Annotated in this window: 21 protein-coding genes; 4 read left to right on the top strand and 17 right to left on the bottom strand. The window is 42.1% G+C overall.

Annotated elements, in window-relative coordinates; genetic code table 11:
• Positions 1 to 128 precede the first annotated feature (128 nt).
• From J502_RS04125 to J502_RS04115, 3 genes are all read right to left on the bottom strand, one after another.
• The gene (locus J502_RS04125) at positions 129 to 1,061 is read right to left on the bottom strand and encodes an FAD-binding protein (protein WP_005406554.1); all 933 of its coding nucleotides are present in this window, start codon (positions 1,059 to 1,061) and stop codon (positions 129 to 131) included.
• 18 nt (positions 1,062 to 1,079) lie between these two features.
• Positions 1,080 to 1,832: an electron transfer flavoprotein subunit beta/FixA family protein gene (locus J502_RS04120; RefSeq protein WP_005019247.1), complete on the bottom strand. Its 753-nt coding sequence runs from the start codon at positions 1,830 to 1,832 to the stop codon at positions 1,080 to 1,082.
• Between the two features lie 499 nt (positions 1,833 to 2,331).
• A complete protein-coding gene (locus tag J502_RS04115; protein ID WP_005406741.1) occupies positions 2,332 to 2,937 on the bottom strand; it encodes a LysE family translocator in 606 nt (201 codons plus the stop codon).
• A 115-nt stretch (positions 2,938 to 3,052) separates the two neighbouring features.
• Here J502_RS04115 and J502_RS04110 point away from each other — a divergent pair, with 115 nt between their 5' ends.
• Positions 3,053 to 3,547, top strand: a complete 495-nt coding sequence (locus J502_RS04110; protein WP_005019243.1) for an Lrp/AsnC family transcriptional regulator — start codon at positions 3,053 to 3,055, stop codon at positions 3,545 to 3,547.
• A 325-nt stretch (positions 3,548 to 3,872) separates the two neighbouring features.
• Here the strand turns inward: J502_RS04110 and J502_RS04105 are convergent, their stop codons facing one another.
• From J502_RS04105 to J502_RS04080, 6 genes are all read right to left on the bottom strand, one after another.
• On the bottom strand, positions 3,873 to 4,244 hold the full coding sequence (locus J502_RS04105) for a hypothetical protein (protein WP_005019240.1): 372 nt from the start codon (positions 4,242 to 4,244) through the stop codon (positions 3,873 to 3,875).
• Between the two features lie 178 nt (positions 4,245 to 4,422).
• The gene (xerA, locus tag J502_RS04100; protein WP_161794089.1) at positions 4,423 to 5,313 is read right to left on the bottom strand and encodes a site-specific tyrosine recombinase/integron integrase; all 891 of its coding nucleotides are present in this window, start codon (positions 5,311 to 5,313) and stop codon (positions 4,423 to 4,425) included.
• An 80-nt stretch (positions 5,314 to 5,393) separates the two neighbouring features.
• The gene (gene dapF, locus J502_RS04095; RefSeq protein WP_034428980.1) at positions 5,394 to 6,239 is read right to left on the bottom strand and encodes a diaminopimelate epimerase; all 846 of its coding nucleotides are present in this window, start codon (positions 6,237 to 6,239) and stop codon (positions 5,394 to 5,396) included.
• 10 nt (positions 6,240 to 6,249) lie between these two features.
• Positions 6,250 to 7,500, bottom strand: a complete 1,251-nt coding sequence (gene lysA, locus J502_RS04090) for a diaminopimelate decarboxylase (protein WP_005406770.1) — start codon at positions 7,498 to 7,500, stop codon at positions 6,250 to 6,252.
• Positions 7,501 to 7,523: 23 nt separating this feature from the next.
• A complete protein-coding gene (lptM, locus tag J502_RS04085) occupies positions 7,524 to 7,775 on the bottom strand; it encodes an LPS translocon maturation chaperone LptM (RefSeq protein ID WP_005406654.1) in 252 nt (83 codons plus the stop codon).
• A gap of 137 nt (positions 7,776 to 7,912) precedes the next feature.
• Positions 7,913 to 9,316, bottom strand: a complete 1,404-nt coding sequence (locus tag J502_RS04080) for an amino acid permease (protein ID WP_005406632.1) — start codon at positions 9,314 to 9,316, stop codon at positions 7,913 to 7,915.
• A gap of 499 nt (positions 9,317 to 9,815) precedes the next feature.
• On the opposite strand from J502_RS04080, the gene radA reads away from it, so the two are divergent.
• Both radA and J502_RS04070 read left to right on the top strand, forming a co-directional pair.
• Positions 9,816 to 11,207: a DNA repair protein RadA gene (gene radA / locus J502_RS04075; RefSeq protein WP_034683200.1), complete on the top strand. Its 1,392-nt coding sequence runs from the start codon at positions 9,816 to 9,818 to the stop codon at positions 11,205 to 11,207.
• 106 nt (positions 11,208 to 11,313) lie between these two features.
• The gene (locus J502_RS04070) at positions 11,314 to 12,315 is read left to right on the top strand and encodes a Tim44 domain-containing protein (RefSeq protein ID WP_005027122.1); all 1,002 of its coding nucleotides are present in this window, start codon (positions 11,314 to 11,316) and stop codon (positions 12,313 to 12,315) included.
• Positions 12,316 to 12,368: 53 nt separating this feature from the next.
• Here J502_RS04070 and epmA read toward each other — a convergent pair whose 3' ends face one another.
• Complete coding sequence (gene epmA, locus J502_RS04065; RefSeq protein WP_005406750.1) at positions 12,369 to 13,343, bottom strand: EF-P lysine aminoacylase EpmA; 975 nt, start codon at positions 13,341 to 13,343, stop codon at positions 12,369 to 12,371.
• Entirely contained in the window at positions 13,340 to 14,410 is a 1,071-nt protein-coding gene (locus tag J502_RS04060) for a 4-phosphoerythronate dehydrogenase (protein WP_005406787.1), read from the bottom strand. Before J502_RS04060 ends, epmA begins: the two co-directional genes overlap by 4 nt.
• Positions 14,411 to 14,786: 376 nt before the next feature.
• Here J502_RS04060 and J502_RS04055 point away from each other — a divergent pair, with 376 nt between their 5' ends.
• Positions 14,787 to 16,214, top strand: a complete 1,428-nt coding sequence (locus J502_RS04055; RefSeq protein ID WP_034683197.1) for a glutamine synthetase family protein — start codon at positions 14,787 to 14,789, stop codon at positions 16,212 to 16,214.
• 112 nt (positions 16,215 to 16,326) lie between these two features.
• On the opposite strand, the gene J502_RS04050 is transcribed toward J502_RS04055, so the two are convergent.
• The 6 genes from J502_RS04050 to J502_RS04025 all read right to left on the bottom strand — a co-directional run bounded on the left by J502_RS04050 (position 16,327) and on the right by J502_RS04025 (position 25,356).
• The gene (locus J502_RS04050) at positions 16,327 to 17,022 is read right to left on the bottom strand and encodes a response regulator (RefSeq protein ID WP_005027129.1); all 696 of its coding nucleotides are present in this window, start codon (positions 17,020 to 17,022) and stop codon (positions 16,327 to 16,329) included.
• Positions 17,023 to 17,034: 12 nt separating this feature from the next.
• The gene (locus J502_RS04045) at positions 17,035 to 19,695 is read right to left on the bottom strand and encodes an ATP-binding protein (RefSeq protein WP_005406865.1); all 2,661 of its coding nucleotides are present in this window, start codon (positions 19,693 to 19,695) and stop codon (positions 17,035 to 17,037) included.
• Between the two features lie 94 nt (positions 19,696 to 19,789).
• Positions 19,790 to 20,395 (bottom strand): potassium-transporting ATPase subunit KdpC, encoded by a 606-nt coding sequence (gene kdpC, locus J502_RS04040; protein WP_005019222.1) that lies wholly within the window; start codon positions 20,393 to 20,395, stop codon positions 19,790 to 19,792.
• 10 nt (positions 20,396 to 20,405) lie between these two features.
• Positions 20,406 to 22,430: a potassium-transporting ATPase subunit KdpB gene (gene kdpB, locus J502_RS04035; RefSeq protein WP_034683195.1), complete on the bottom strand. Its 2,025-nt coding sequence runs from the start codon at positions 22,428 to 22,430 to the stop codon at positions 20,406 to 20,408.
• A 10-nt stretch (positions 22,431 to 22,440) separates the two neighbouring features.
• A complete protein-coding gene (gene kdpA / locus J502_RS04030) occupies positions 22,441 to 24,153 on the bottom strand; it encodes a potassium-transporting ATPase subunit KdpA (protein ID WP_005406635.1) in 1,713 nt (570 codons plus the stop codon).
• 414 nt (positions 24,154 to 24,567) lie between these two features.
• Positions 24,568 to 25,356 carry a TorF family putative porin gene (locus J502_RS04025; protein WP_005406628.1) on the bottom strand — a complete coding sequence of 263 codons (789 nt, stop codon included), beginning with the start codon at positions 25,354 to 25,356 and terminating at the stop codon, positions 24,568 to 24,570.
• Positions 25,357 to 25,478 lie beyond the last annotated feature (122 nt).

Raw genomic sequence — 25,478 nt, 5'->3', positions numbered from 1 at the left:
TTTCCAAGTTAAATTTACTTTATTTTTCATTTTTTTATTAGGTTTAGCAATTCTTTTATTTAATTCAGAGTGCCCTGACTTAAAAATAAAAAACGCCCGAAAACGGACGTTTTTTGATACATAAATGCTTAAAGCTTAGAAACCAACTCAGGAATGACCTGGTTCAAGTCACCTACCAGCCAATAGTCAGCAATAGCATTGATTGGAGCTTCTTCATCTTTATTGATCGCTACGATCACTTTAGAATCTTTCATACCAGCCAAATGCTGAATCGCTCCAGAGATACCTACAGCGATATAAAGCTCAGGTGCAACGATCTTGCCAGTTTGACCCACCTGCATATCATTTGGTACAAAGCCTGCATCAACTGCGGCACGTGAAGCACCTTGTGCAGCACCAAGCTTGTCAGCGAGCGGATCAAGGATTTTATGATAATTCTCGCCTGAACCCACACCACGACCACCGGATACCACAATACGTGCACCAGCCAGTTCAGGACGTTCAGATTTGACGATCTCTTCATTTACGAATGACGAAACACCAGCATCTTTCACTTCACCAATCGTTTCAACTGTTGCAGAACCGCCTTCAGCAGCTACTGCATCAAATGCTGTACCACGAACTGTACCTACAATAATATCTTCTGAAGATTCAACAGTCGCAATCGCGTTTCCTGCATAAATCGGGCGACGGAAGGTTTTAGGACCTACCACAGCCACGATATCAGTTACCATGCTGACATCAAGCAGAGCTGCCGCACGTGGTAAAATATTTTTACCGGAAGTTGTAGCAGCAGCAAGAATATGCGAATAGTTCTTGCCAATTTCTGCAATCAAAGAAGCAACATTTTCAGCCAGCTGGTTGGCATAAGCTGCATTGTCAGCAAGTAAGACTTTACTTACACCAGCAACTTTAGCAGCAGCATCAGCAACTGCCTGAGCACCAGAACCCGCAACCAATACAGTGATATCACCACCGATTTCTTGAGCCGCAGCAACAACATTTAGAGTCGCAGCATTCAGGGTGTTATTGTCGTGCTCAGCGATAACTAAAATACTCATGATTTTTATCCTTCTGTATTAGATCACTTTCGCTTCATTTTTAAGTTTGTTGACCAGTTCATCAACAGACTTCACTTGCACCCCTGCCTGACGTTCAGCCGGAGATTCAACCTTAACAGTTTTCAGCTTAGAAGCTGCTGTTACGCCATAATCTGCTGGAGACTTGGTTTCAAGCGGTTTTTTACGTGCTTTCATAATGTTTGGCAAAGCCGCATAACGAGGTTCATTCAAACGCAAGTCAGTGGTAATAATTGCAGGAAGTGATAGCTCAACAGTTTGCAGACCGCCATCAATTTCACGGGTTACCTGAACCTTGCCACCTTCAACCTTAACTTCTGAAGCAAAAGTACCTTGGCCCGCACCAAGCAGTGCACCCAGCATCTGACCGACCTGATTACTGTCGTCATCAATAGCCTGTTTACCCAAAAGGATAATTTCTGGTTGTTCCTGCTCCACGATCCCTTTTAAAATTTTGGCAACTTCGAGTGCCCCAATTTCATCAGTCGCAGTTTCTACTAAAATTCCGCGATCAGCGCCTAGAGCCATAGCAGAACGAATTTGTTCCTGTGCTTCTTTAGGACCGATAGAAACCACTACGATTTCTGATACTGTTCCTTTTTCTTTTAAGCGAACCGCTTCTTCCACTGCGATTTCACAAAATGGGTTAATTGACATTTTAACGTTAGTAAGGTCTACCCCACTATGGTCCGGCTTAACGCGAACTTTAACGTTGGCATCAACCACACGTTTTACAGCAACAAGAGCCTTCATGTAATCCTCGGCTGTTTTAGCAAAAGTAAATGTTGAGAAAAGCTATGATAACTCTTCAATTAAAATTTTTTAGGTGCCTTATCTTGCAATGGGTATGGCATTTGGGTCAAGTCACAATTACCTTTGGAGACGTAAAAAAGCGTAAAAACCGTGAAATGCAGAGTTCATAAAAAAATGTAACAGAGATCTTAGGGCAATTACTCTACTAGTTGACTGATATTTATATATTTATTTTTATTAAAATTTTATGATTCAAATTCAGGTATCAGAGACAGAAAACCTGAACCGGTACTGAAGTGATTTAAAGACTGGTAGCTTAAGTTTTAAAGTATGACTGTACAGATCAAATATGTCATTTAAGACACAACCAGAACAGTTTATTCAGCTTTTAGCTTATAAGAAACCAGTCTTATGGCCTTAAGACGCTTTAACACAATCAAATTTTCTAATGTACTTTAAATATAAAAAGCATGCCCAGATAGCATGCTTTTTATATTCATCAGTTCACTAGAAGCCAAGTGGCCGCCATTGCAAGCAATCCACCCGAGGTTCCATCAATCCATTTCTGTTTTTTTGCATCAATAGAGGTTTTTTTTGTAATTTTGGCAAAGACTATACTTAAACTGCAATATACAATAAAAATGAGCCCAATAAAGATAAAGGATAAAATTAAGCCCTGATTTACTGTATTTTGTGTTTTATCAATGAACTGGGGAAGAATAGCAAAATAGATCAGCATTCCTTTTGGGTTCAGTAGAGCCGTAAAGAACCCCTTCCTGACCGGATTTGTATGAGGTATCTCTTCAACTGTCACTTTTTTCTGATTAAACACAGACTTTAGCAAATTAAAAGCCAGATACAACAGATAGGCAATTCCTATATAGCGGATCGTATCAAACAGCAAGGGTGAAGATACAATAATTGCTGCGATTCCTAAAGCAACCAGAACTGAATGAATCAGATAGCCAAAACATATACCAAAAGTTGCCATCATGCCTGCTTTTGCATCTTTACCCATAACTTGTGACAAGATAAACAGCATATCTGGTCCAGGTGTGAAAATCAGGGGAAGCACGGTCAATGCAAAGAGTACAAATACAGACATTTTCTTTTTCCTGTTGAATGTCCTGAATCAGGAAAATAAGTATCTACGAAAAGCTGTAAAATAGGATTTCAAATATTTTATAATAAGAATTAATTTTCGAATAAAATTCTAATTTATGAAACAAGATTCTAAATTAATTCGAATAAAGCTAGATCGCATCGACAGAAATATCATTCAGGCATTACAAAAGAATGCCCGTATCCAAAATAATGATCTGGCCACAGTCATTGGACTATCCCCCTCTTCGTGTTTACGACGAGTCAAACTGCTTGAAGAAGCTGGCATTATTCAGCATTACACTACTGTCGTAGATATGCAGAAAATCGGTTTTCAACTGATTTTATTTTCACGAATCTGGCTGGTTGGGCAGGATGCTGAAACTATCGATACTTTTATTTGTGCAATGAAGGAACTGCCCCAAGTAATGGAGTGCTATATTATTTTGGGTGAATGTGATGCAATGCTTAAAGTTGTAGTACCTGATCTAGAGAGTTACCGAAAATTTCAATCTACACATCTGACTAAAAAGAATGGTATTACAAGCGTAAAAACAGATTTACCTAGTCAAATTATTAAACAAAGTTTTCAGTTGCCTCTTGATGACCTTTGATTTTAGCTCGACTTAGATTACAAAATGCTGGCATATGGCAGTATTTATTTTGCTTCATCTAATGACTGTTCCTTGAAGCAATATTTTCCTCTTACATTATTGAAGGAATTCTGTTTTGTGAGTATATAAATCAGCCACTCTTTCTCTTAAGAGGCAATCAGAAACTGCTCTTTTAAATAATTATTTTAGTCAAAATATGGGGCATGTTTTGTATAGGGGTATCCTTAAGTAGCATCCTTGCCCGATGCTCAGTTGAAAGTTTCATTAATAAGCTTAACTACTTTTTTCCTTTATAGCTTACTGTTCAAATCCAATATCTATAATTTCAAGCAATATGATTTTCTAAAAAATCCCGATGTATATGACTCAAAGCAATCAATTCATATTGAGACAGCCCAAATATTCTCCATACTTCTATAAAGTCTTCTTTTAAGTCTATAGGCATTGGAACATGAGCAGTTTCTTGCCACTTTTGATCTGAAATCCAGAGATAAGTTTGCAAGGTATCAGAATGCATAGCCTGAATTTTACCCTCGGCATTGATTCCCTGAACCAGGGTATGAGCAGGCAGCGCCGCTTCAATAGTAGGTAAACTGATTTCTACAAAATGTTTGACCTGACGTAAGCCATACCCAGCAAATATATCTTTCTGTGCCGGACTTAGCTCATCATATTTCTGTTGAATATTGACAATCATTTTAGGTCCCCATTTCTATTAAAATATTCCAGTGATGAGAAGAGAAACCGGTTCATTTTCCTATCTCGATCACTATAAAATTAAGCTGTTTTTATACTTGAAAAATTAAGTTTTGATTATTCTACAATAGTTCTAGTTTTAGGTCAGATGGATTTTAGCTATTCTTTTTAGAAACTATTTATTTAATTTTAACAGCTCTGGGATGGGCCTGATCATAAATTTTAGCCAGATGGTCAAAGTCAATATGGGTATAAATCTGTGTGGTACTCAAATTACTATGGCCCAACATTTCCTGAACTGCTCGAAGGTCACCACTATTAGAGAGCATATGACTTGCAAAACAATGCCGGAGTAAGTGTGGATGCAGATCAATATTTACTCCGGCCCGCAGTGCTTGTAACTTGACCCGGTTCTCAATTTGCCGGGGGCCCAGCTGGCCGCCTTTTTGACTGATAAAAACTGCCGAATCTGCATTAAATTGGCCTTGCCAGAGCCGATAGACTTCGAGCCACCTCAGCAGACTCTCATAAGCTTGAGTACCAAATGGTACAATCCGGGTCTTGTTACCTTTACCTGTAATACGCAATAGTCGTCGATTAAAATCGATATCTTTCATACACAGACTTTGTAATTCTGTTAGGCGTAATCCGCTAGAGTAAAGTAGCTCCAGCATGGCTTTGTCACGCAGCCATAAATGTTGGTCCTGAAGTTTTTCAGGTGCCGGCTGGTCCAGAATCTGCTGCACCGTTTCAATATCTATCATGCCGGGCAATGGCCGTGGCTGCCGTTTAAGCTGAAAGTCATCTGCAGGATTAAAACCGAGATATTGACCCTGCTCAGCCCATTTCATGAACTGCCGTATGGCAGATAAATGGCGTTGCAGGCTGCTGGAGCTTAACTGCTCTCGTTCTACCTTTAAAGCCAAGTATTCACGCAAATCTGAAGCTTCAATACTGTTCAGCGGTAACTTCTTAACAGCACAGAAATCCAGAAAATCTTTTACATCACGTGCATAGGCACTTAAGGTATGGGCAGATTGATTCTGGATCTCTCGCTCTTTGAGCCACATAGAAAGCAAGTGTAATGCTTCAGGCTGCATCCTGCCCTCTCTGGGATTGAATAGAACTTTTAATACTATTTAATTCGGTTTTAATTACTGTGAAAATAACGCAAATCCAAACGGCCTTCATAAACATTTGCTGTAGGACCTGTCATCCATACCACATCACCCTCACGCCAGCCAATCTGTAACTTGCCGCCTGCGAGCTCGACTTCCACTTCTGGGGCAAGCAGACCACGGCGCATGCCACTTACCGCAGCAGCACAAGCACCTGTACCACAGGCCAGTGTTTCTCCAGAACCACGTTCAAAAACACGTAAGCGCACCTGTTTTTCATTCAGGATCTGCATGAAGCCGACATTCACACGTTCAGGGAAGCGTACATGTGATTCTACTTGTGGACCAATAGATGCGACCTCAGCAGTCAGTACATCTGGCACAATAGTTACTGCATGGGGATTCCCCATATTCACCACATCAATTTTAAGCAGTTGGTTGTTGTTCAGCTCTAGTGCATATAAAGGATCAGTTTCTTCTGTTACAAACGGAATGAGCTCTGGAGCAAATTTCGGATAGCCCATATTAACCCGAACCCAGCCGTTTGGCCCCAGTTCCGGCTCGACAATACCGGATTTGGTCTGTACTTTAATTTTGGTTTTCGTGGTTAACTGGCGCTCATGCACAAAACGTGCAAAGCAGCGCACTCCATTACCACACTGCTCTACTTCTGACCCATCTGCATTAAAAATACGGTATTTGAAATCAGCAGTAGGTAGGTCTGGTGGCTCAACAATCAGGAGCTGGTCAAAACCGATACCAAAGTGACGATCTGCCAGGCGCTGAATAGTAAGCGTATCGAAATAGGCACGCTGGGTAATCAGGTCCACGACCATAAAATCATTACCCAGCCCATGCATTTTAGTAAATTCCAGCATGTTTTTTTACTCACACTTCTGGTAACAGATGTTCACGTTCCCACAGCGACTCAATAGTCTCACGTTCGCGCACCAGATATGCCTGATGATTATTCACCATAACTTCTGCTGCCCGTGCTCGTGTATTGTAATTAGAACTCATCACAAAACCGTAAGCACCAGCACCCAGAACGGCCAGAAGGTCATCCTCTGCCAGCGCCAGTTTACGCTCTTTTCCTAGAAAATCGCCTGTTTCACAAATAGCACCCACGATATCCCATTCTTGTTCTTGCATATCCTGATGTGGTTCCACTGGTTGTATATCCATCCATGCTTCATAGAGTGCAGGTCGAATCAAATCATTCATTGCAGCATCAATGATAGCAAAATTACGGTGATTGGTTGGCTTGAGTAGATCTACTCTGGTAAGCAGTATACCTGCATTGGCTGAAATACTGCGGCCCGGCTCCATATAAACTTTCAGCCCCAGCTTTTGCAAAGCCGGTTTCAGGGCATCTGCATATTCCTGTACAGTCGGTGGCACTTCATCTTTATAAGTTACGCCCAATCCACCTCCAATATCGATGTGCTTGAGCTGTATCCCCAACCCATTAAGCTGTTCAATCATCAACATGACGCGCTCCAAGGCGTCTACAAACGGTTTGGTTTCAGTCAGCTGTGAGCCAATATGACAGTCAATCCCCACGATATCCAAATTAGGCAGTGAAGCTGCATACTGATAGGTTTCAAATACGCTATCTGAAGGTATACCAAACTTATTTTCTTTTAAGCCCGTTGAGATATAAGGATGAGTTTTTGCATCGACATCCGGATTTACCCGTAGGGAAACAGGCGCCTTCTGACCCAATTTTTCAGCAACTTTCTGAATACGGTCAAGCTCGGCATGAGATTCAACATTAAAACAGGCAATTCCAACATTTAAGGCTTTTTCAATATCTGCTTCCGTTTTTCCAAGACCTGAAAATACTACTTTAGCCGGATCACCGCCAGCAGCCAGAACACGAGCCAGCTCACCACCAGTGACAATGTCAAAACCGGCACCCAGTTTGGCCAACACACCCAGAACCGCAAGATTGGAGTTAGATTTCACGGCAAAACAGATCTGATGATCAATGAAGTCAAATGCACGGTCCATATCTGTATAGTGTTTTTCAAAAGCCTGTTTTGAATAAACATACAAAGGTGTACCAAACTGCTGTGCAAGCTGCTTCAGTGAACATTGCTCTGCATGCAACACCCCATTGATGCGGGTAAAACTCATGAATGTATCCTTATCTGTTCTGCTTATGGTGTAGGTTGAGTAGCTGGTTCAGCATCAGGTGCTGCAAAAGTCTCGGTTACTGGCTCGTCAGATTGCTGAGCTTGATGGGTATCGCTGGGCTTGCTTTGCTCGGGCGCGGTATTTGGATAAAGCAGATATCTTGCACGTTTATCATAATTGGGATCATTGGGTAGCTGTAGAACCCCTGACTGACCGCAACCGGCAAGTAGAGTCGCCGTAACCAATACACTGATGTAGCAAACGACAAGACGCATCTGGCCACCTATTCGATAATTTCCATAAAGTATACTGTGATCAATCTTTTGACCATAGTGTTTCAGGCTATAGAGATTAAAGCGAGATGAAAAAAAACGCCAGTTCTAAACTGACGTTTTTTAACAGTTACTGCAAATTATGATTTCTTACTTTTAGTAAAGAAGTAGCCAATGGCCAGAATAATCAGCCACAACGGGCTAACCTTGAGCGCCTGGAATGTATCTGCTTCCAAGGACAATACATAAACCATCCCAATAAAGAAAATAATGACCACCCAGCAGGTAAATACTCCACCTGGCAATTTGAAAATTGACTTAGCATGCAATTCCGGACGCTGTTTGCGGTAGTTAATATAACTCCACATAATGATGATCCAGACACAGATGAACAGAATAGTTGACAAGGTTGTTGCCAATGTAAATGCCTGAACTGCGTTTGGAACAAAATACTGTAGAGCAGCTCCCAACAACAGACAGACAGCTGAGAAATACAAGGCATTTGCCGGAATAGCGCGTGATGTCAGTTTACCAAACCAGCGTGGTGCCTGAGCTTCACGGGACAGGCCAAATAGCATCCGGCTGGTTGAAAAAACACCACTGTTCATTGATGACATGACCGAAGACAGCACTACGAGGTTCATAATAATTGCAGCTGCTGCTACGCCTGCTTGACTGAACAGGTTTACAAACGGGCTGATATTAGGATCAATCTTATTCCAAGGGGTAACTGACATGACAATCAATAGCGCCAGCACATAGAAAATAATAATCCGTATTGGAATTGAATTAACCGCTTTAGGTAAATTACGCTCCGGGTCTTTAGTTTCAGCAGCTGTTGTACCGACCAGCTCTACGCCAACAAAGGCAAAAATTGCAATCTGGAAGCCTGCCAAGAAACCGCTCATCCCTGTGGGGAATAGACCATCATGTGACCACAAGTTAGTAAAGGAAGCTACTTCACCTGCTGTTGAAGTAAAGCCAGTAAAGATCATCCACAGACCTACGGCAATCAGTACTACAATGGCAATAATCTTGATCAGGGCAAACCAGAATTCCATCTCGCCAAACAGTTTTACGGTAACCAGATTCAGCCCCATAATAAAGACAATTGACGCAATACTGATCAATACTCCTTCTAATGGTGTAAAAGGTAAGCCATTATTAAAGAATTGCAGGTAGTAAATAATTGCGGATAAATCAGCAATCCCTATAGTGATCCAGCATAGCCAGTAAGTCCAGCCAACAAAATAACCTGCCCAAGGACCGATCAGATCAGCAGAAAAATCAATAAATGATTTATAGTGCAGATTAGAAAGTAGCAGTTCTCCTAATGCACGCATCACTAAAAAGACCATTACCCCGATGATCATATAAATGAATAAAATGGATGGTCCTGCCAAACTGATCGTTTTCCCTGATCCCATGAATAAACCGGTACCAATAGCACCGCCAATTGCGATCAGCTGCAGGTGACGGTTCGATAAACTCCGTTTTAGCTCTCCATCCTCTTCTGGAATAGAGCTATGCATTTGGTTAGACATTTTTAATTTCTTCTTAAAACATTTTGCAACAAACTTAGCTCAAAACTCATCTAAAACAAAAATTATTTTTCACTCGGTAACATTCTTTTGAACATTAATTAACCAAAGAATTAATTTTATTTTTTCATATAGTTTAATTTTCATATAATATTTAATAGTATTTTTTTAAATTTAATATATTAATTAAATAGTTATATATAAATTATCCTTATATTTTCATTAAAAAATAACTTTAAATCACTTCGACTAATTATTGTGTTTTTCCTAACACAATAATGGGAAAAATTTACTGCTATTTCGTATATCAAACATTCCTATTGCCAGACATCCTATAAAACAACTTCTTTATGCTCCACTTAGGTAGAATCCTTATAGTTCTGGAGAATATATAAATTGCTTTCTGACGACATGATCTAACGTTCTATATGTACGAAGCTTTCCGTTTCAGCAGCTTTATCTCTACAATAGAACCCTTTTCCAAAGGTTATATATTTCGATTATGGCTAAAGCAAAAACGGTTTATCGCTGCGAACAGTGTGGAGCAGACCATTCAAAATGGGCAGGTCAATGCTCAGAATGTGGCGAATGGAACAGCCTGATAGAAGTTGTGGTAGAACCTGCCGTGAGTCACCGTGCCAAACCGAATTTAGGAGGCGGTTATGCCGGACAAGCTGCCAATATCACGACTTTAAACAAAGTCTCGGTCTCTCATGAAACGCGCCTGCCGACTGGTATTGGTGAGTTCGACCGAGTCCTCGGTGGGGGTCTGGTTACAGGCTCTGTCGTCCTGATCGGTGGTGATCCGGGTATTGGAAAATCCGCTATTTTGCTACAGACTGCGACACATATGGCAAGTGCAAACAGCGCTGCGCTCTATGTTACAGGTGAAGAATCACTTTCGCAGGTTGTGTTACGCGCTCAGCGTCTAGACCTGCCGACTGACCGGCTAAAGGTTATGGCTGAAACATGTGTTGAAAGAATTTGCGAAGTTCTTGCCCATGAGCGCCCGGCGGTTGCCATTCTTGATTCTATCCAAACTTTATACACTGAGACCTTGCAGTCTGCCCCAGGCGGTGTCTCGCAAATCCGTGAATCAGCTGCCTTATTGACCCGTTTTGCTAAAAATAGTGGAACAGCATTATTTTTGGTTGGTCATGTGACTAAAGAAGGCGCATTGGCCGGGCCTCGTGTACTTGAACATATGGTCGACTGCGTACTGTATTTTGAAGGTCAGTCAGATTCACGTTACCGCATGATTCGTGCAGTCAAAAACCGTTTCGGTGCTGTCAATGAGCTGGGCGTATTCGGGATGACAGATAAAGGTCTGCGGGAAGTAGCCAACCCCTCTGCAATTTTCTTGAGTCGTTACGATGAAGCTATTCCTGGATCAATTGTTATGATTAGCCGTGAGGGCACCCGACCTTTATTGGTCGAGGTACAGGCTTTGGTCGATGACGCTCATGGGCAGCCACGGCGGGGTGCTCTGGGTCTCGAGCAAAACCGTTTAAATATGCTGCTGGCAGTAATGCACAGGCACGGCGGTGTACAAACCTCGGGACAGGATGTTTATGTGAATGTAGTGGGCGGTTTAAAAATTACTGAAACAGGTTCTGACCTGGCAGTACTTCTGGCATGTGCATCGAGTTTGCGTGGTAAAGCTCTCCCCCAACAACTGGCTGTATTTGGCGAAGTCGGCTTGTCTGGGGAAATCCGTCCAGTTCCCAATGGGCAGGAACGTCTTAAAGAAGCGGCCAAACATGGGTTCAAGTACGTAATTTTACCTCGAGCCAATGCACCACAGAAACCGGTACCTGGTGTTCAGGTGATTGCGGTGGCCCGGTTACATGAGGCTTTAAGCGAAGCGCTACAGCTGAGTGATGAACTGTCTTAATATATGGTAATCATTTAATTTGAAAAAATACCGATCTAGCATTGAATTTCTATATAAAAGCCGGCATAAATAACATATCGAAATCGTTTAGATATAGGAAATTTTGATGGAAGTACACCAGCGTGGCTTGATGGCCGGTATTTTAATGGCGGCCTTGGTTATGTCACCTTTGGCTGAAGCAAAACGTGCCGGCGGTGGTAAGAGTATGGGTATGTCACGTTCTGCGGCACCTACCCAGTCTTATCAACAGCCTCGTCAGGCAGCTCCGGTTCAACAGCCTGCAACTGCGCCCCAGCGTTCTGGTCCGGGTGTAGGTTCAATGGTTGCTGCAGGTGTAGCAGGTGCTGCAGTAGGTGCAGTAGCAGCGAATGCTTTAGCAGATGACAATAATACCAACCCAAATGCACAGACAGCGGCAAATGATCAGGAGCTGGCTGCACAGCAACAGGCTGAACAAGAGAAAGGTGGCATTCCTGGCTGGCTCTGGGTTTTGCTTGCAGCCGCAGTTGCATTTTTTGTATTCCGTAAATTCGGAGCAAAAAAAAAACTAGCTACTAACAATCCGTATGCACCAAACTCAGCTGGACCAAATTCATCACCATTTGGCCAGCATAATGCAGCACCGCGTACTCAAGACAATACCAATATTTTCGGTCAGTCAGTTGGCGGCAGTTCAACTGCAGCGAACACGGCAAATAATGCGCCATTTGGTACGGCCTACACGAATAGTGGCCAACAGTTACCAGATGGCACTGAACCGGCAGCATTCTTGCGTATTGCGCGTCAACGTTTCAACCATATTCAGTCAATGAATACGGCGAGTAATATTGAAGAGATCCGTCGTTATTTAACTCCGGAACTTTATAATGCAATGCGTAGTGACATTATGGCCAATCAGGACCAAGATGTTGCCGAATTCAGTAACCTAAATGCTATGGTAGTTGACAGTGCAACTGAGAATGGTCAGTATGTGGTCAGTGTACGGTTTACAGGTACAGTGAGTGAAGACTTAAACAGTCTGCCACAACCTTTCTCTGAAACCTGGCATTTTGTTAAACCTGCTGGTTCTCAGCAAGACTGGGTAGTTGCAGGCATTCAGCAAGACTAATTGTCTTTGCTCATAAAAAAACCGCTCTTTCGAGCGGTTTTTTTATTTTAAACTCAAGCAATCTGTGCAGGAAATGTAATGACATTTTCCAGCCGCATCTGTCGGGTTGCTATCATTAATAAACGATCAATTCCCAAGGCAATTCCTGAACATTCCGGCATATACTGTAGAGCGGTCAATAAATTTTCATCTATTGGCATGATAGGTAGGCCAAGTGTACCTCGTTCTGTATTGTCAGCTTCAAAGCGTTCCCGCAACACTTTGCTATCAATTAGCTCATCATAGGCATTAGCCAATTCCAGTCCTTCAATATAAAGCTCAAAACGGGCCGCTACCTGTTCCCCATCCTCATCAGTTTTCACTTTGGCTAGAGAAGCTAGCTCTGGTGGAAAATCGGTAAGAAATACGGGTGCATCAAAGCCTAAACTTGGCTCGACGAAATGTGAGAATAGCAGATCAATATAGGCAAGCCGGTCATCACCCAGATCCAGGTTTATGCCTAAACGGTTGGCAGTATCTTTCAGGAGTTTTACAGAAGCTTGTAATGGATTAATATCCAGACGATCTTGAAATGCATGTTTATAACTTATTACCACCGGGCGCATTTCACCAAAACGTTGCGCCAGACATATATTTAAAAGCGCTGTGGTTTCATGCATCAAATCAAGAAGACTAAAACCTGGCAGGTACCATTCCAGCATGGTAAATTCACTATTATGTTTGCGGCCATGCTCATCATCACGAAACACCTTGCAGATCTGGTAAATCGGACCGCTGCCACTCGCCAATAGCCGCTTCATGGCAAACTCGGGCGATGTCTGCAAATAATGTATCTGCAACTTCCCTTCTACATGGCGCTGCGCTGATACAGACGCAAGATGTACATCAGTGACTCCAGCCTGTGAAAGTACAGGTGTTTCAACTTCCAGCACATTCCGTTCAGCGAAGAACTGACGAATCTGGGTGTACATGGTAGCACGTGCCCGCATTACTTCTAATGTACAGGTGGGCTGATAACTATGTTTCATGCCTGAGGCCCCCCATGCGCAGACCATTCACGGCGCAGTGGGTAAGTCTTACGCAAGTGGTCAAAAGCCTGCTGATCAATCCTGCCGTCCTTTTGACAAGCACGTAAATTCTGGTCATCTCGGGCTATATCATAAATTTTGCCGAGACAAGTTTTGAGAACAGTTTTAGTATCTGTCTGTTCAGTAAAATATTGTTCGCATACGGGTAACTGGCTTATAAAAGTCTTGCTGGCCATAAAACCAAATTTTTCACAGAAAGCTTCATAAATCATTTGTGTCCCTCTGGCCTTTCCTTCCAGACTATAACCAGCAATATGTGGTGTAACCAGTCTTACCCATTTTAGGAGCTCTTCAGAGATCACGGGTTCATGTTCAAATACATCCAGTACTACCAGACGATGTGTGGTTTGTATATCATGGATTAAAGACTGCTCTTCAATAACTGGTCCTCTTGCCGAGTTCACCAGAATTGCCTGAGTTTTCATAAGAGCCAAAGTTTCGGCATTAATTAAATGATGAGTAGGATAATGCCCTGTTTTAGTCAATGGTACATGGAGAGAAACTGCGTCCGCTGAAACCAGCAACTCGTGCAATGGAACCTGTGTAACCGCCAAGTGATTAACCAGAGGATCATAACCGATTACTTGCCAGTCTAGCAGTTCTGCCATATAAGCCAGCCGTGAACCGACATTACCCAGACCAATAATCCCCAAGGTAAACTGTTTTCCAGCATCCAGTAACTCTGGTTTTAAATACAGCAATGCCGTAATTACATATTCAGCAACGGCCTGTGCATTACAGCCCGCTGCATTTGACCAGCTAATCTGCTGCTTTTCTAAAGCAGGAATATCCAGATGATCTGTTCCGATTGTAGCACTACCAACAAATTTTAATTTTGTATTTTCAATAAGCTGCTGATTGACACGTGTTACAGAACGTACTAGTAAAGCATCCGCATCCTTCACATCCTCATGCATGAGGCTACGGCCAGCACGATGGTCAATTTCAGCAAAATCTGAAAAAAAGTAGTCTGTAAAAGCAAGATTCTCATCTGCTACGATCTTCATCTTCAGTCATCCGGGCATTAAAATATTATTATCAACCGAGATGAGCTGGATCACAATCCATCCTGTTTTTTTATTAAGCAGTAGTGAGGATAGAACTTCTAGCTATCCCAATAGAGATTTTCAGATCTTAAATGTATTTTAAGGTAATTATTTTTATATTTGATTTAATTAAAACATATACTTTTTTATAGTAAAAATGATATCTACGCTTTAATTCCTTATATAAATAAATTATTTAATTACATCAATAGAATTATATAAAAAAATGAATTTATTATTTTTAAACGCTTACAATCTAAAAAATTACGAACTCTTTACGTAATAATTTTTTGTACTCATCTACTATTTTCTTATCCTTATAAAAAAGGTTCTAAGCATGAGTAGTATTAGCGTTCCAACCCAAGAAAAAGATCTAAATCCTTTTATTAAAATTAAAGAGAATTTACTCAACAAGAGACCAGAATATTTAAATATTGATCATCCAGAAGATTTATTTTCCAGCGAAGTCAATGAATATTTAAGCCAATATCCCCTTACCCGACATATTGATATCTGCCTGCATGATCTGAACGGACATGTCCGTGGCAAACAGATTGATGTTCAAAGTTTGAAGAAGATTTATAAAGGCTGCTATTTTCCCTTGTCTGTCTATGCTATGGATCTAGATGGCAAAGTGGTTGAGGAAACAGGTCTCGGAAAGTCAATTGGTGAGCCTGATATGCTCTGCACACCAATTTCTGGCACATTACAACCTTGCGCTATTCAGCCTGAGACGCATGCACAGCTTTATCTGACCATGCAAGATGAAAATGGTGAGGCCTGTAAATATGAACCCCGCAATCTTTTAAGCCATATTATCGCTCAGCTTCATCAGCAGGACTATTATCCGGTGATGTCGGCTGAGCTTGAGTTCTATCTCTACAAGCAAAATGCAGATGGGGAAGATGAGGTTTTATCAAGTCAGTGTTTTGACCTGAATACGCCTGACGACTATCAGTATGTACTTGAAGAAGTAGAGCAGATTGCACGTTTACAATCTATTGAAATGATCGGTATTGTTGCAGAAGCGGCCTCTGGTCAGTATGAAATCAATATTCAGCATACTTCGAATATTTTACGGTTATGCGATCAGATCATGGCGCTAAAACGTATTATCAAGCAGGTGGCCAGAAAACATCAGCTGCATGCCAGCTTTCTTGCCAAGCCCACCCTGCTAAAAGCGGGTAGCGGTATGCACTTTCATATGAGCTTGTGCAATGCTTCCATGCAAAATCTGTTTAGCTCAAATGATCTGTCCACACCATCAAAAATGTTGTTAAAAACGATTAGTGGCATGATTCAGCTAATGCCTGCATCAATGGCTATATTAGCCCCCAACATTAATTCCTACCGCAGATTTACACTTGGTCATCATGTTTCACTGGAAGCAAACTGGGGAATTAATAACCGCAATGTTGCCATCCGTATACCTTGCTCCGATCAGGAAAATCAGCGTCTAGAATACCGTGTAGCTGGCGCAGACTGTAATCCTTATCTGGCTATTGCTGTCATACTGATTGCTACCTTACATGGTTTAGAACACCAGTTAGATACTCCGCAGCCAGTCCATCTTGCGAAATCAAAACATGAGCATATTAATTTACCCAAGTATCAGCTCGAGGCATTAAATCTTCTTAAGAACAATCCGGTATTAAAAAAATATTTAGGTAAAGAATTTATAGAGGTATGGTGTACAGTAAAATCTGCTGAATATTATAATGTTTATAACCAGATTACTGAAACCGAACAAAACTGGGATATTTAATTTTAATTATAGTTAATACTCCAAATATCAAGTTTAAAAAGCTAATATACCTATTAGCTTTTTATTTATATAAATAAAATTCAGCTAATTAAAAAATAAGTGCTGAGAAATTTTATTTGCCCAGAAAGCGCAGCCCAACTCCAGGTTCAGTGATAATATATTGAGGATGAATTGCATCTTCGCCCAGTTTATTTCTAAGCTTAGCCACCAGTATTCTAAGATAATGTGTATCTTCCTGATGGGTAGGTCCCCATAGCTCCTTTAAAATTTGTGGTTGAGTCAGTAACTGCCCCCGATTTCTGGCCAGCAATGAGAGCAGATGAAATTCTTTTCGGGTAAGAGCAACCGCCTGGCTGTTGATATAGGTCTGTCTCTGTACAAAATTGATCTTTAGATAACCATCGTCATAGTCATGGGTTTCAGTCTGGTTTAGCCTGCTCCTCAAGACCACACGAATCCTGGCCATGAGCTCTTGAACGCTAAACGGTTTGGTTACATAGTCATTGGCTCCGGCATCCAGCAAGGTCACCTTTTCTTGTTCATCTGAGCGTACCGACAGCACAATAACTGGAATTTCACTCCAGGACCTGAGTTCTTTCAATACGTCCTGACCATCCAGATCAGGCAGGCCCAAATCCAGAATAACCAGTTGCGCACTTTGGGAAGAGAGATATTCCAGTCCCTGCATAGCCGTGCCAAATAGCTGAGTCTGGTAGCCCTCGGACCTTAATGCGATTCCTAAAAATTTCCGGATTTGCGGTTCATCATCAATCACTACGATTCTGGTTTCTGCTGGGTGTATATTCACAGTTATTGCCTTTTAATCTTGTGAAATATGGACAGGTAAAACAATCTGAATATTGGTCCCTTTATTTTTGAGACCAATCTGCGCCTTAATACTTCCTATATGTGCGGAGATAATGGCTTTAACAATCGCCAGTCCCAAGCCTGTCCCAGTAGGATTACGGTCGCCATGCATGGTATAGAACATATCAAAAATTTTTTCTCGGTCAGCAATATCGATACCTTTACCTTGGTCACTAATATCAAACTGGATATGTGCAGTATCAGGTTGTGAAAGAATAATATCAATTGGCTGATCTTCAGGATTAAATTTGGCAGCATTTTCCAGCACATTAAATAATGCCTGTTCAATCAGCGCAGGATGTACGTAAATTTTTAGCTCTTGCGGCAGGCGTTGAATATTAAACTCAACTACAGGTTTATAACGTTTTAAGCGTCTGGTTGCTGTATCCACCAGTTCATGGACCTCAATCCAGTCACGCGTCAGTTTCAACCCCTGATAGCCCAGTCGAGTCATGTCCAGCAAATTCTGTATATAACGGTCTAGACGTTCTCCTTCCAGCCCTATGGTCTCGAGTAAAGTAAGCTGGTCTTCTTCGGTCATAGTAGACTTGTAAGTAGCAATAGTATCTGCTGCTCCTATCATGGCAGCCAAAGGTGAGCGCAGGTCGTGAGACACCGAAGAAAGTAAAGCTGAACGAAGTTTTTCAGTTTCAGAGCTGATATTGGCATATTCCAGTTCCTTGCTGAGCTGCGTCCTGGTAATAGCTTGGGTAATATATTCCACCATAGCTTCAGCCAGACGTCTTTGTTCAATATTCATTTCCCTCTGATTTTCTGAAATATTGAGCCCGATAACACCTATACATTCTTTCGAAGCCAATAAAGGCAGAAACCACCAAGCACTTTCACTCAAAGTCTGGGTAAAACGCCCGGAAGGCTGGTGATTCTTCAATGTCCAGTTTGCCGAAATTTTTTCTTTTTCAGTCAGCATATTTTCATCTGAGCTTAGTGCTGTTTCATCACTCAGCTTAAACCAGACCTGAACATTTAAACTTTTTTCCAGACTGTTCTGTCCGATTTCAATGACCTGCTGCAGGTCAACCGCAACAGAGAGTTTCTGCCCCAAATCCTGCATAATACTGTTATAGCTGTTTGCCGATCTTAGGGCGACCACCTGTTCACGCAAGCGTGATGCCAAACGGCCCGCAATAAGTGCTGCTGCCAGAAACGCCACTACAGTGATCACACTTTTATGAGCCGAAATCTGGAAAGTTAATGTCGGTGGAATAAAGAAAAAGTTATAGGCAAAGAAAAAAAGAATAGCTGCAAGCATGGCAGCAGTCATTCGGGTATTGGCTGCAACAAAAATAACCGCAGTAATAAAAATCAGTGATAGCTCTTCAACTTTTAAGTATTGCACACTTAGTTTTGCAATCAGAATACTAGTTATCGTTGTGATCAGTACAAAAATCAGTTCTTTTAAATTTAAGACATAATTTTGCCTGTTAAAACGGTAGGCTTGCGGCTTACCTTGCTGAACCGGAACAATACTCAGTTCAAATGCGGGTTGATATTTTAACAGCTGATGGGCTAAGGGCGGCCTTAACCAGCTGTAAAATAGCGGCCGACTTTCCTGTTCTAGTACCAGTATTGAAATTCCCCGTTCACAGGCAAAATTGTACAGTGTCCCTGCGTAATTTTTTCCATATAAAATATCGGTCATTCCCCCTAGCTGCCGTGCCAGATGAAGCGCCCGCTCAATTTCCCTGCCTGTACTGTGAGTTTCAAATGAGATCGGGTTATGACCGGATGCTGTAGTTAAAAATGCAGCTACAGTCCATTTTGCATTACGACGTTCGGCAATACGGCTTCCTATCCGTACCAATGCTTCAGAGTTCTGGTTACCCTGAATCATGATTAGCACATGATTATTCAGGGGCGTTAGCGAAAGACCCTTTACATCAAACTGCTCCCGTGCATCTATATCAATATGATGGGCCACCGTCTGTATGGCCAGTTCACGTAATGCTGTCAGGTTGGCAATATTAAAAAAGCTTTTTAAGGCATGCGCCGCCTGATCAGGTACATAAACTTTACCCTGATTTAAACGCTCCAGCAGCTCATTTACCGGTAAGTCGATGAGGCGTATATCACGGATACGTTCAAGAATCTGATCTGGTACGGTTTCTTTTACCCGTATTCCCGTAATCTGGAATATGACATCGTTCAAGCTTTCCAGATGCTGAATATTCATGGTGGTAAAAACATCGATACCGGCATCAAGAAGCTCATTAATATTCTGCCAGCGTTTTTTATGGCGGCTCCCGGGTATATTCTGGTGCGCCAATTCATCTACCAGTACAATGTCTGGATGGATCTGTAAAATACTGTCCAGATCCATCTCTTCAAGATTATGGTTTTTGTATTCAACTATCTTTCTTGGAATCACAGGCAGGCCGGCAACCAGCTCCTCAGTTTCCAGACGCCCATGAGTTTCAATATAACCAATTGCTACATTCTGGCCCTGTCCATATAGCTCATGCGCACGTGACAGCATGGCAAAAGTTTTTCCCACTCCTGGTGCTGCACCCAGAAAAATTGTCATGTGCCCCGTCTGATGACGCTTGACCTGCTGTAACAGTATATCGGCCTTATTTGTTTGTATATTTGTCATTTTTCATTCTTAAAACAGAGGATCATCAATCTCTTGAGCAAGGTATTAATGATCCTGAACGTGCATATTTCAGTATAAATGAAATCTTGAAAACTTATTTTCGTTTTAGCTGATCAAGTGCAAGATTCAACTCCAGTACATTTACCCGGTTTGAACCTAATACTCCAAATGTTGGCTGCTGGGCGTATTTAAGGACAAGTTCCCTTACCTGCTGTTCAGGCATACTACGCTGTTCAGCAATACGCTTTACCTGTATGAGAGCTGCCTGTACGCTAATTTCAGGGTCAATCCCGCTTCCTGAGGCAGTGACCAGATCTTTAGGGATCTGATCTGGCTGAATTGCTTCAAGGCTGGCAACCTGAACAATACGTTCAGCGATCACTTTCTGAAGTTCAGGATTGGTTCTGGCCAGATTACTTCCCGCCAGCGCCATTGGGTCATAATTGGCCACTGATGGCCGTGAATGGAAATAAGAAGGAGCAGTAAAAGGCTGCGCCACCAGTTTGGAACCAACAACCTTGCCTTCATATTTAATCAGGCTGCCATGAGCCTGCTCTGGAAAAATTGCTTGTCCGATCTTTGTTGCAATCGCACTATAACCAAACCCGCATACTACTAAGGCGAACAGGCTTAAACCGATTGCTGGCCTGATTAAAGTACTAATGGCTGGCTGTGTAACAGGCTGAGTTAATATTTGCATATGATTCTCCTTAAACACCCATAATCAGGCTGACAATCAGGTCAATGCCCTTAATAGCAACAAAAGGCAATATGACTCCCCCCACGCCATAAATCAGCATATTTCGGCGTAATAGCTGAGTTGAAGTGGAAGGCGTAAATTTGACACCGCGCAATGCTAGTGGAATCAGTAATGAAATAATAATGGCATTAAAGATCAGTGCAGAAAGAATGGCACTTTCCGGACTGGCGAGTTGCATGACATTGAGTACCTGCATTTGTGGAATAGCCAATACAAATAAAGCCGGTAATATTGCAAAGTATTTAGAGATGTCATTTGCCAGCGAGAAAGTTGTCAATGCACCGCGGGTAATTAGCTGCTGTTTCCCAATCTCAACCACTGCCAGCAGTTTGGTCGGATCTGAGTCCAGATCTACCATATTACCGGCCTCTTTAGCAGCCTGAGTTCCAGAATTCATAGCCAGACCAATGTCGGCTTGTGCTAATGCCGGTGCATCATTAGTACCATCCCCTACCATTGCCACAAGATGACCATTTTGCTGCTCGCGGCGAATACAGGCCAGTTTGTCTTCTGGTTTAGCCTCGGCGATATAGTCATCTACGCCAGCTTCAGCTGCAATTGCAGCCGCAGTCAGAGGATTATCACCGGTAATCATAACGGTCCTGATTCCCATCTCTCTCAGGCGTGCAAATTTTTCTTTAATGCTGGGTTTGACCACATCAGATAGTTCAATCACTCCAAGAATATTCTGGTTTAAACTGACTACCAGTGGCGTTGCACCTTTGGAGGCTACCTGCTCTACCCGTGTTTTCAGTTCAGGATTATTTTCAAGAGACTGAGAGGTAAATTTCAAGATTGCATCTATGGCTCCTTTGCGGATTTGCTGGCCAGTTTCCAGATTAATTCCAGAAATACGGCTGGCGGCATTGAAAGCAATAAATTCGGCCTGTTCTGGCTGGGGCACATGCTCGCCCAGTTCTTTTGCCAGAGACACCACAGATTTACCTTCTGGTGTAGGGTCAGCAAATGATGTTAATACTGCTGCCTGACGTAGCTCAGATGGTGTTACGCCAGTTAGTGGATAAAATGCAGTTGCCTGACGGTCTCCATAAGTAATGGTTCCGGTTTTATCCAGTAATAGCACATCGACATCTCCCGCTACTTCAACCGCCTTGCCAGATTTGGCAATCAGATTGGCTTTTAATGCGCGGTTCATGCCAGCAATACCAATAGCAGGCAACAAACCACCAATCGTTGTCGGAATCAGACAGACCAGTAAGGCCACCAGTACAATTGGATCAAGAGTAATACCCAGAGATCCGGCTATGACTGGCAGGGTTGCTACCACCAGCACAAAGGTTAGGGTCATAACTGTCAATAAAATCCCCAGAGCAATCTCATTGGGAGTTTTCTGGCGGTTTGAGCCCTCAACCAGTGCAATCATCCGGTCCAGGAAACTATGTCCAGTTTCAGCAGTGACCTGTACAATAATGCGGTCAGTCAGAACTTTGGTTCCTCCGATCACACCAGAACGGTCCGTCCCTGCTTCACGCAGTACAGGTGCAGATTCGCCAGTAACCGCAGCTTCATTAATCGTGGCAAAACCATGCACAATTTCACCGTCTGCAGGAATCAGCTCCCCTACCCGGATTTCTATTAAATCATTTAGAGCCAGTACTGTAGCAGCGACCTGTTCGCCCTCCTTATCCTGCAAGGTTTTTAAACGTCGGGCCGTGAGGTTCTGACGAGCCTGCCGCAGGGAAGCTGCCTGCCCGCGTCCTTTGGCCTCTGCTACAGCTTCTGCATAATTGGCAAATAAGACCGTAATAAAAAGAATAAAAGTAACAGCCATCCCAAAAAACAGCTGGGTCTGTCCGAACACTGTACTGAACAATGTAATCAAGGTTCCCAGCCATACCACTGCCATTACCGGATTTTTAATCATGTGCTGTGGGAGCAGTTTAATAAAGGCATTTTTCCAGGCAGCGCTCTGGTATAGAGCAGGAACTTTTTGTGTTTGATTCACAGATTTCATTATTTTCCCCTTAGCCCTGAACCAGTAGTAAATAGTCAGCAATGGGTCCCAAGACCAAGACAGGCATGAATTGTAAAAGAGTTAGCATGACCACAATGGCAATCAGTGTTAAGGCAAACGTTGGCGTTTCTACTTTCAGACTGCCTGCACTTTCAGGTGCCTGCCGTTTAACTGCCAGACGCGCAGCAATCAGTAAAGGAATAATCAGTGCCGGAAAGCGGCCTGCCAGCAGTGCAATACTACAGCTGATATTCCACCAGACAGTATTATCAGCCAGTCCTTCAAACCCAGAACCATTATTGGCAAAGGCCGAAACATATTCATAAAATACCTGGCTGATTGCATGACTCCCGGGATTACTGTTACCAGTAAGTTCAGGAAAGAACAGGCTTATTGCAGTGAACAGTAAAATAATTGCTGGCTGAATAAGAATAACCACAGCCAGTAATCTGATTTCAGGCGCTTCCACTTTTCGGCCGAATAGCTCTGGTGTACGACCTGTCATCAGCCCGGCAATAAATACCGCCAGGAACAGATAGACCAGAAACTGCTGCAAGCCACAACCAATTCCACCCCAGATGGCATTGATCAACATGTTTGACAATGCAACCAGTCCAGTCAATGGTGCGGATGAATCATGCATCATATTGACAGAACCATTATTCACCTGCGTTGTCACAGCAGCCCAGAGTGCTGAAGAACTCTCAGCAAAGCGGACTTCTTTACCTTCCATTGATGAGATATTTGTGGCTGTATCAGATAAGCTTTCTGACCAGATTGCGCCAGTCGCCGAGATGACTGACATCAGCAGCATTGAACCAAATACAAAGCCTGCAAATTTTGGACGTCTGGTCAAAAAACCCAGCATGACAATAATAGAAACTGGAATAAGCAAGATTGCCAACATTTCCAGAAAATTGGAAAGTGGTGTCGGATTTTCTAAGGGCACACTACTGTTTGGCCCATACCAGCCGCCGCCATTACTACCAAGCTGTTTAATTGCCACCATCGGTGCCACAGGCCCTAATGGAATTTTCTGAGTGGAAAGTTCAGCATTAGGTTGAACTACCTGAACCTCTGGCCCGCCCTCAAAAGTCGAAGGTACACCCTGACTGTTCAGTAGCAGCGACCAGAGTAGACAAAGTGGAATTAAAAAACGGAATGTTGGCCGAATTACATCTGCCCAGTAATTTCCTACATTTAGTCTGGCCAGCGCTGAACTGTTATCACATTCGATAGGTCCTGGCTGTTTCAGATTAAACAACGCACGCAAGGTAGCAACTACCATAGCCAGCCCCATCATAGGCGTAATTATCTGCAAGCCCACAATACCGACCATTTGTGACAAATAAGATAGCTGTGCCTGACCAGAATAATGCTGCTGGTTAGTATTAGTCAGGAAAGAAATCATGGTGTGTAAAGCCAGGTCCCATGACATATTAGGTGCATGGTTTGGATTAAGTGGTAGCCATGCCTGTACCATAAAGAGTATCCAGACCAGCATGCCTACTACAAAACAACTTAAGACAAAGCTCAATATATAGGTTCTGGCACTCATTTCCTGTTGAGGCTGAGTGCCCAGTACGGCGTAAACAGGTTTTTCTATCCAGCTAAACAGGATGTCACTTCTCATTTTGTGATATTGCATCACGTCTGATAGATATTTCCCCAAAGGAAAAGCAAAAATTACTACCAGCGCGATCAATAAAAAGAATTCCAACATGCCTCTTTCCCCTATTTCAATAAATTAGAAGACAGAAGGAGCATCTGGTATTTTTTCTTATTTAATAACGCGTCCCCATGATGACTTATTCTCATGTACGCATCATCTGCAAATTGGGTAAACATTTTTCGAACCTTGATCATTGGAAAATTCCACTATCAAGTATGAAAAAGGGCACCGTAAATTTTCTATTGACAAAGCACTAAAGGGCGTAAATTTTGCGTAAATTCTAATTTCTATATAAACTTTTTAAAAAAATAAAAACAATGACATAAAACTATTTCATATTTATCAAAGTGAATATCCTGGAGAATAATCTAACTGATATAAACTGTTTTTATTAATATATTTATAGCCAGATTACTAAAAATAAAGCTCAAAAGTACGCAGTCATACTTTTGAGCTTATCGCATTTTAAAAAGCTTTGGTAAGGGTAAATACTGCGCCAGTATCTACACCGCGCTTGCCAGCATGATCTAACGCATCTTTATCCAGATTAGTACCCACTACAGCAAGTTCTGCGCTTGCATCAGGGAAAGAAGCGAAATTATAAGTCAGACCAGCTTTATAGTCGAAATAACTATTTTCACCTTGCTGATTAAAATCATAGTCATCTACAGTAGTATAGCCAATACTGGCCACCGCACCGAAATTAGTCTGGGCAAGCGGTACAGCATACCCCAGCGTAGCATTCCAGCTATTCTTGTCTTGACCTGCATAGTCATTGGTATAGCTCAGACTTGTTAATAGACTGTCATCATTTATTAATATACGTTCAAGAATAAGTCTGGCATATAACTCTGCATAATCACCCTCATTACCACTAATATAATTATAGTAACTTGCACCTATATCTAAAGTTACAGGTACTGAACTTGATAATTTGAGAGGCGTGCTATAGCCAATTGATGGATCAAGTTCCATATGAGGGTCTGCAGTACCATAATCTACATTCGAGGCAAAAGCACTAAAATATAATCCACTTTTATGTGTCAGAGTTGCGGTTCCCTGAATAGCTGGATCAGTTTGGGTCTGGGTAATCCCGCGGAAACGGTAATCGCTGGTAAGAGTAATATTACCACTGAGTTCAAAGTCTTGGGTATTTTCAGCTGTTTCAGAAGCAGCAAAAATCTGATTTGAACATATACCAACAATTGAAAAAGTTATAACCTTTTTAAAGATTAAATTGGAGTTAAAAAGCATAATACATCACATAGATACTAAAATAAGTTATAAGATTAATTAGGCAGAGCGTAAAATTTATAGCATAAATTACTTGAAAAACATAAATTTTATATAAAAATTTTAGAAAATAATAATAGATT

Source organism: Acinetobacter sp. 1294596, assembly GCF_000582925.1.
Lineage (GTDB): Bacteria > Pseudomonadota > Gammaproteobacteria > Pseudomonadales > Moraxellaceae > Acinetobacter > Acinetobacter radioresistens.
Note: the sequence above shows the minus strand (reverse complement) of the source record. Positions and strands in the feature narration are given on the sequence as shown.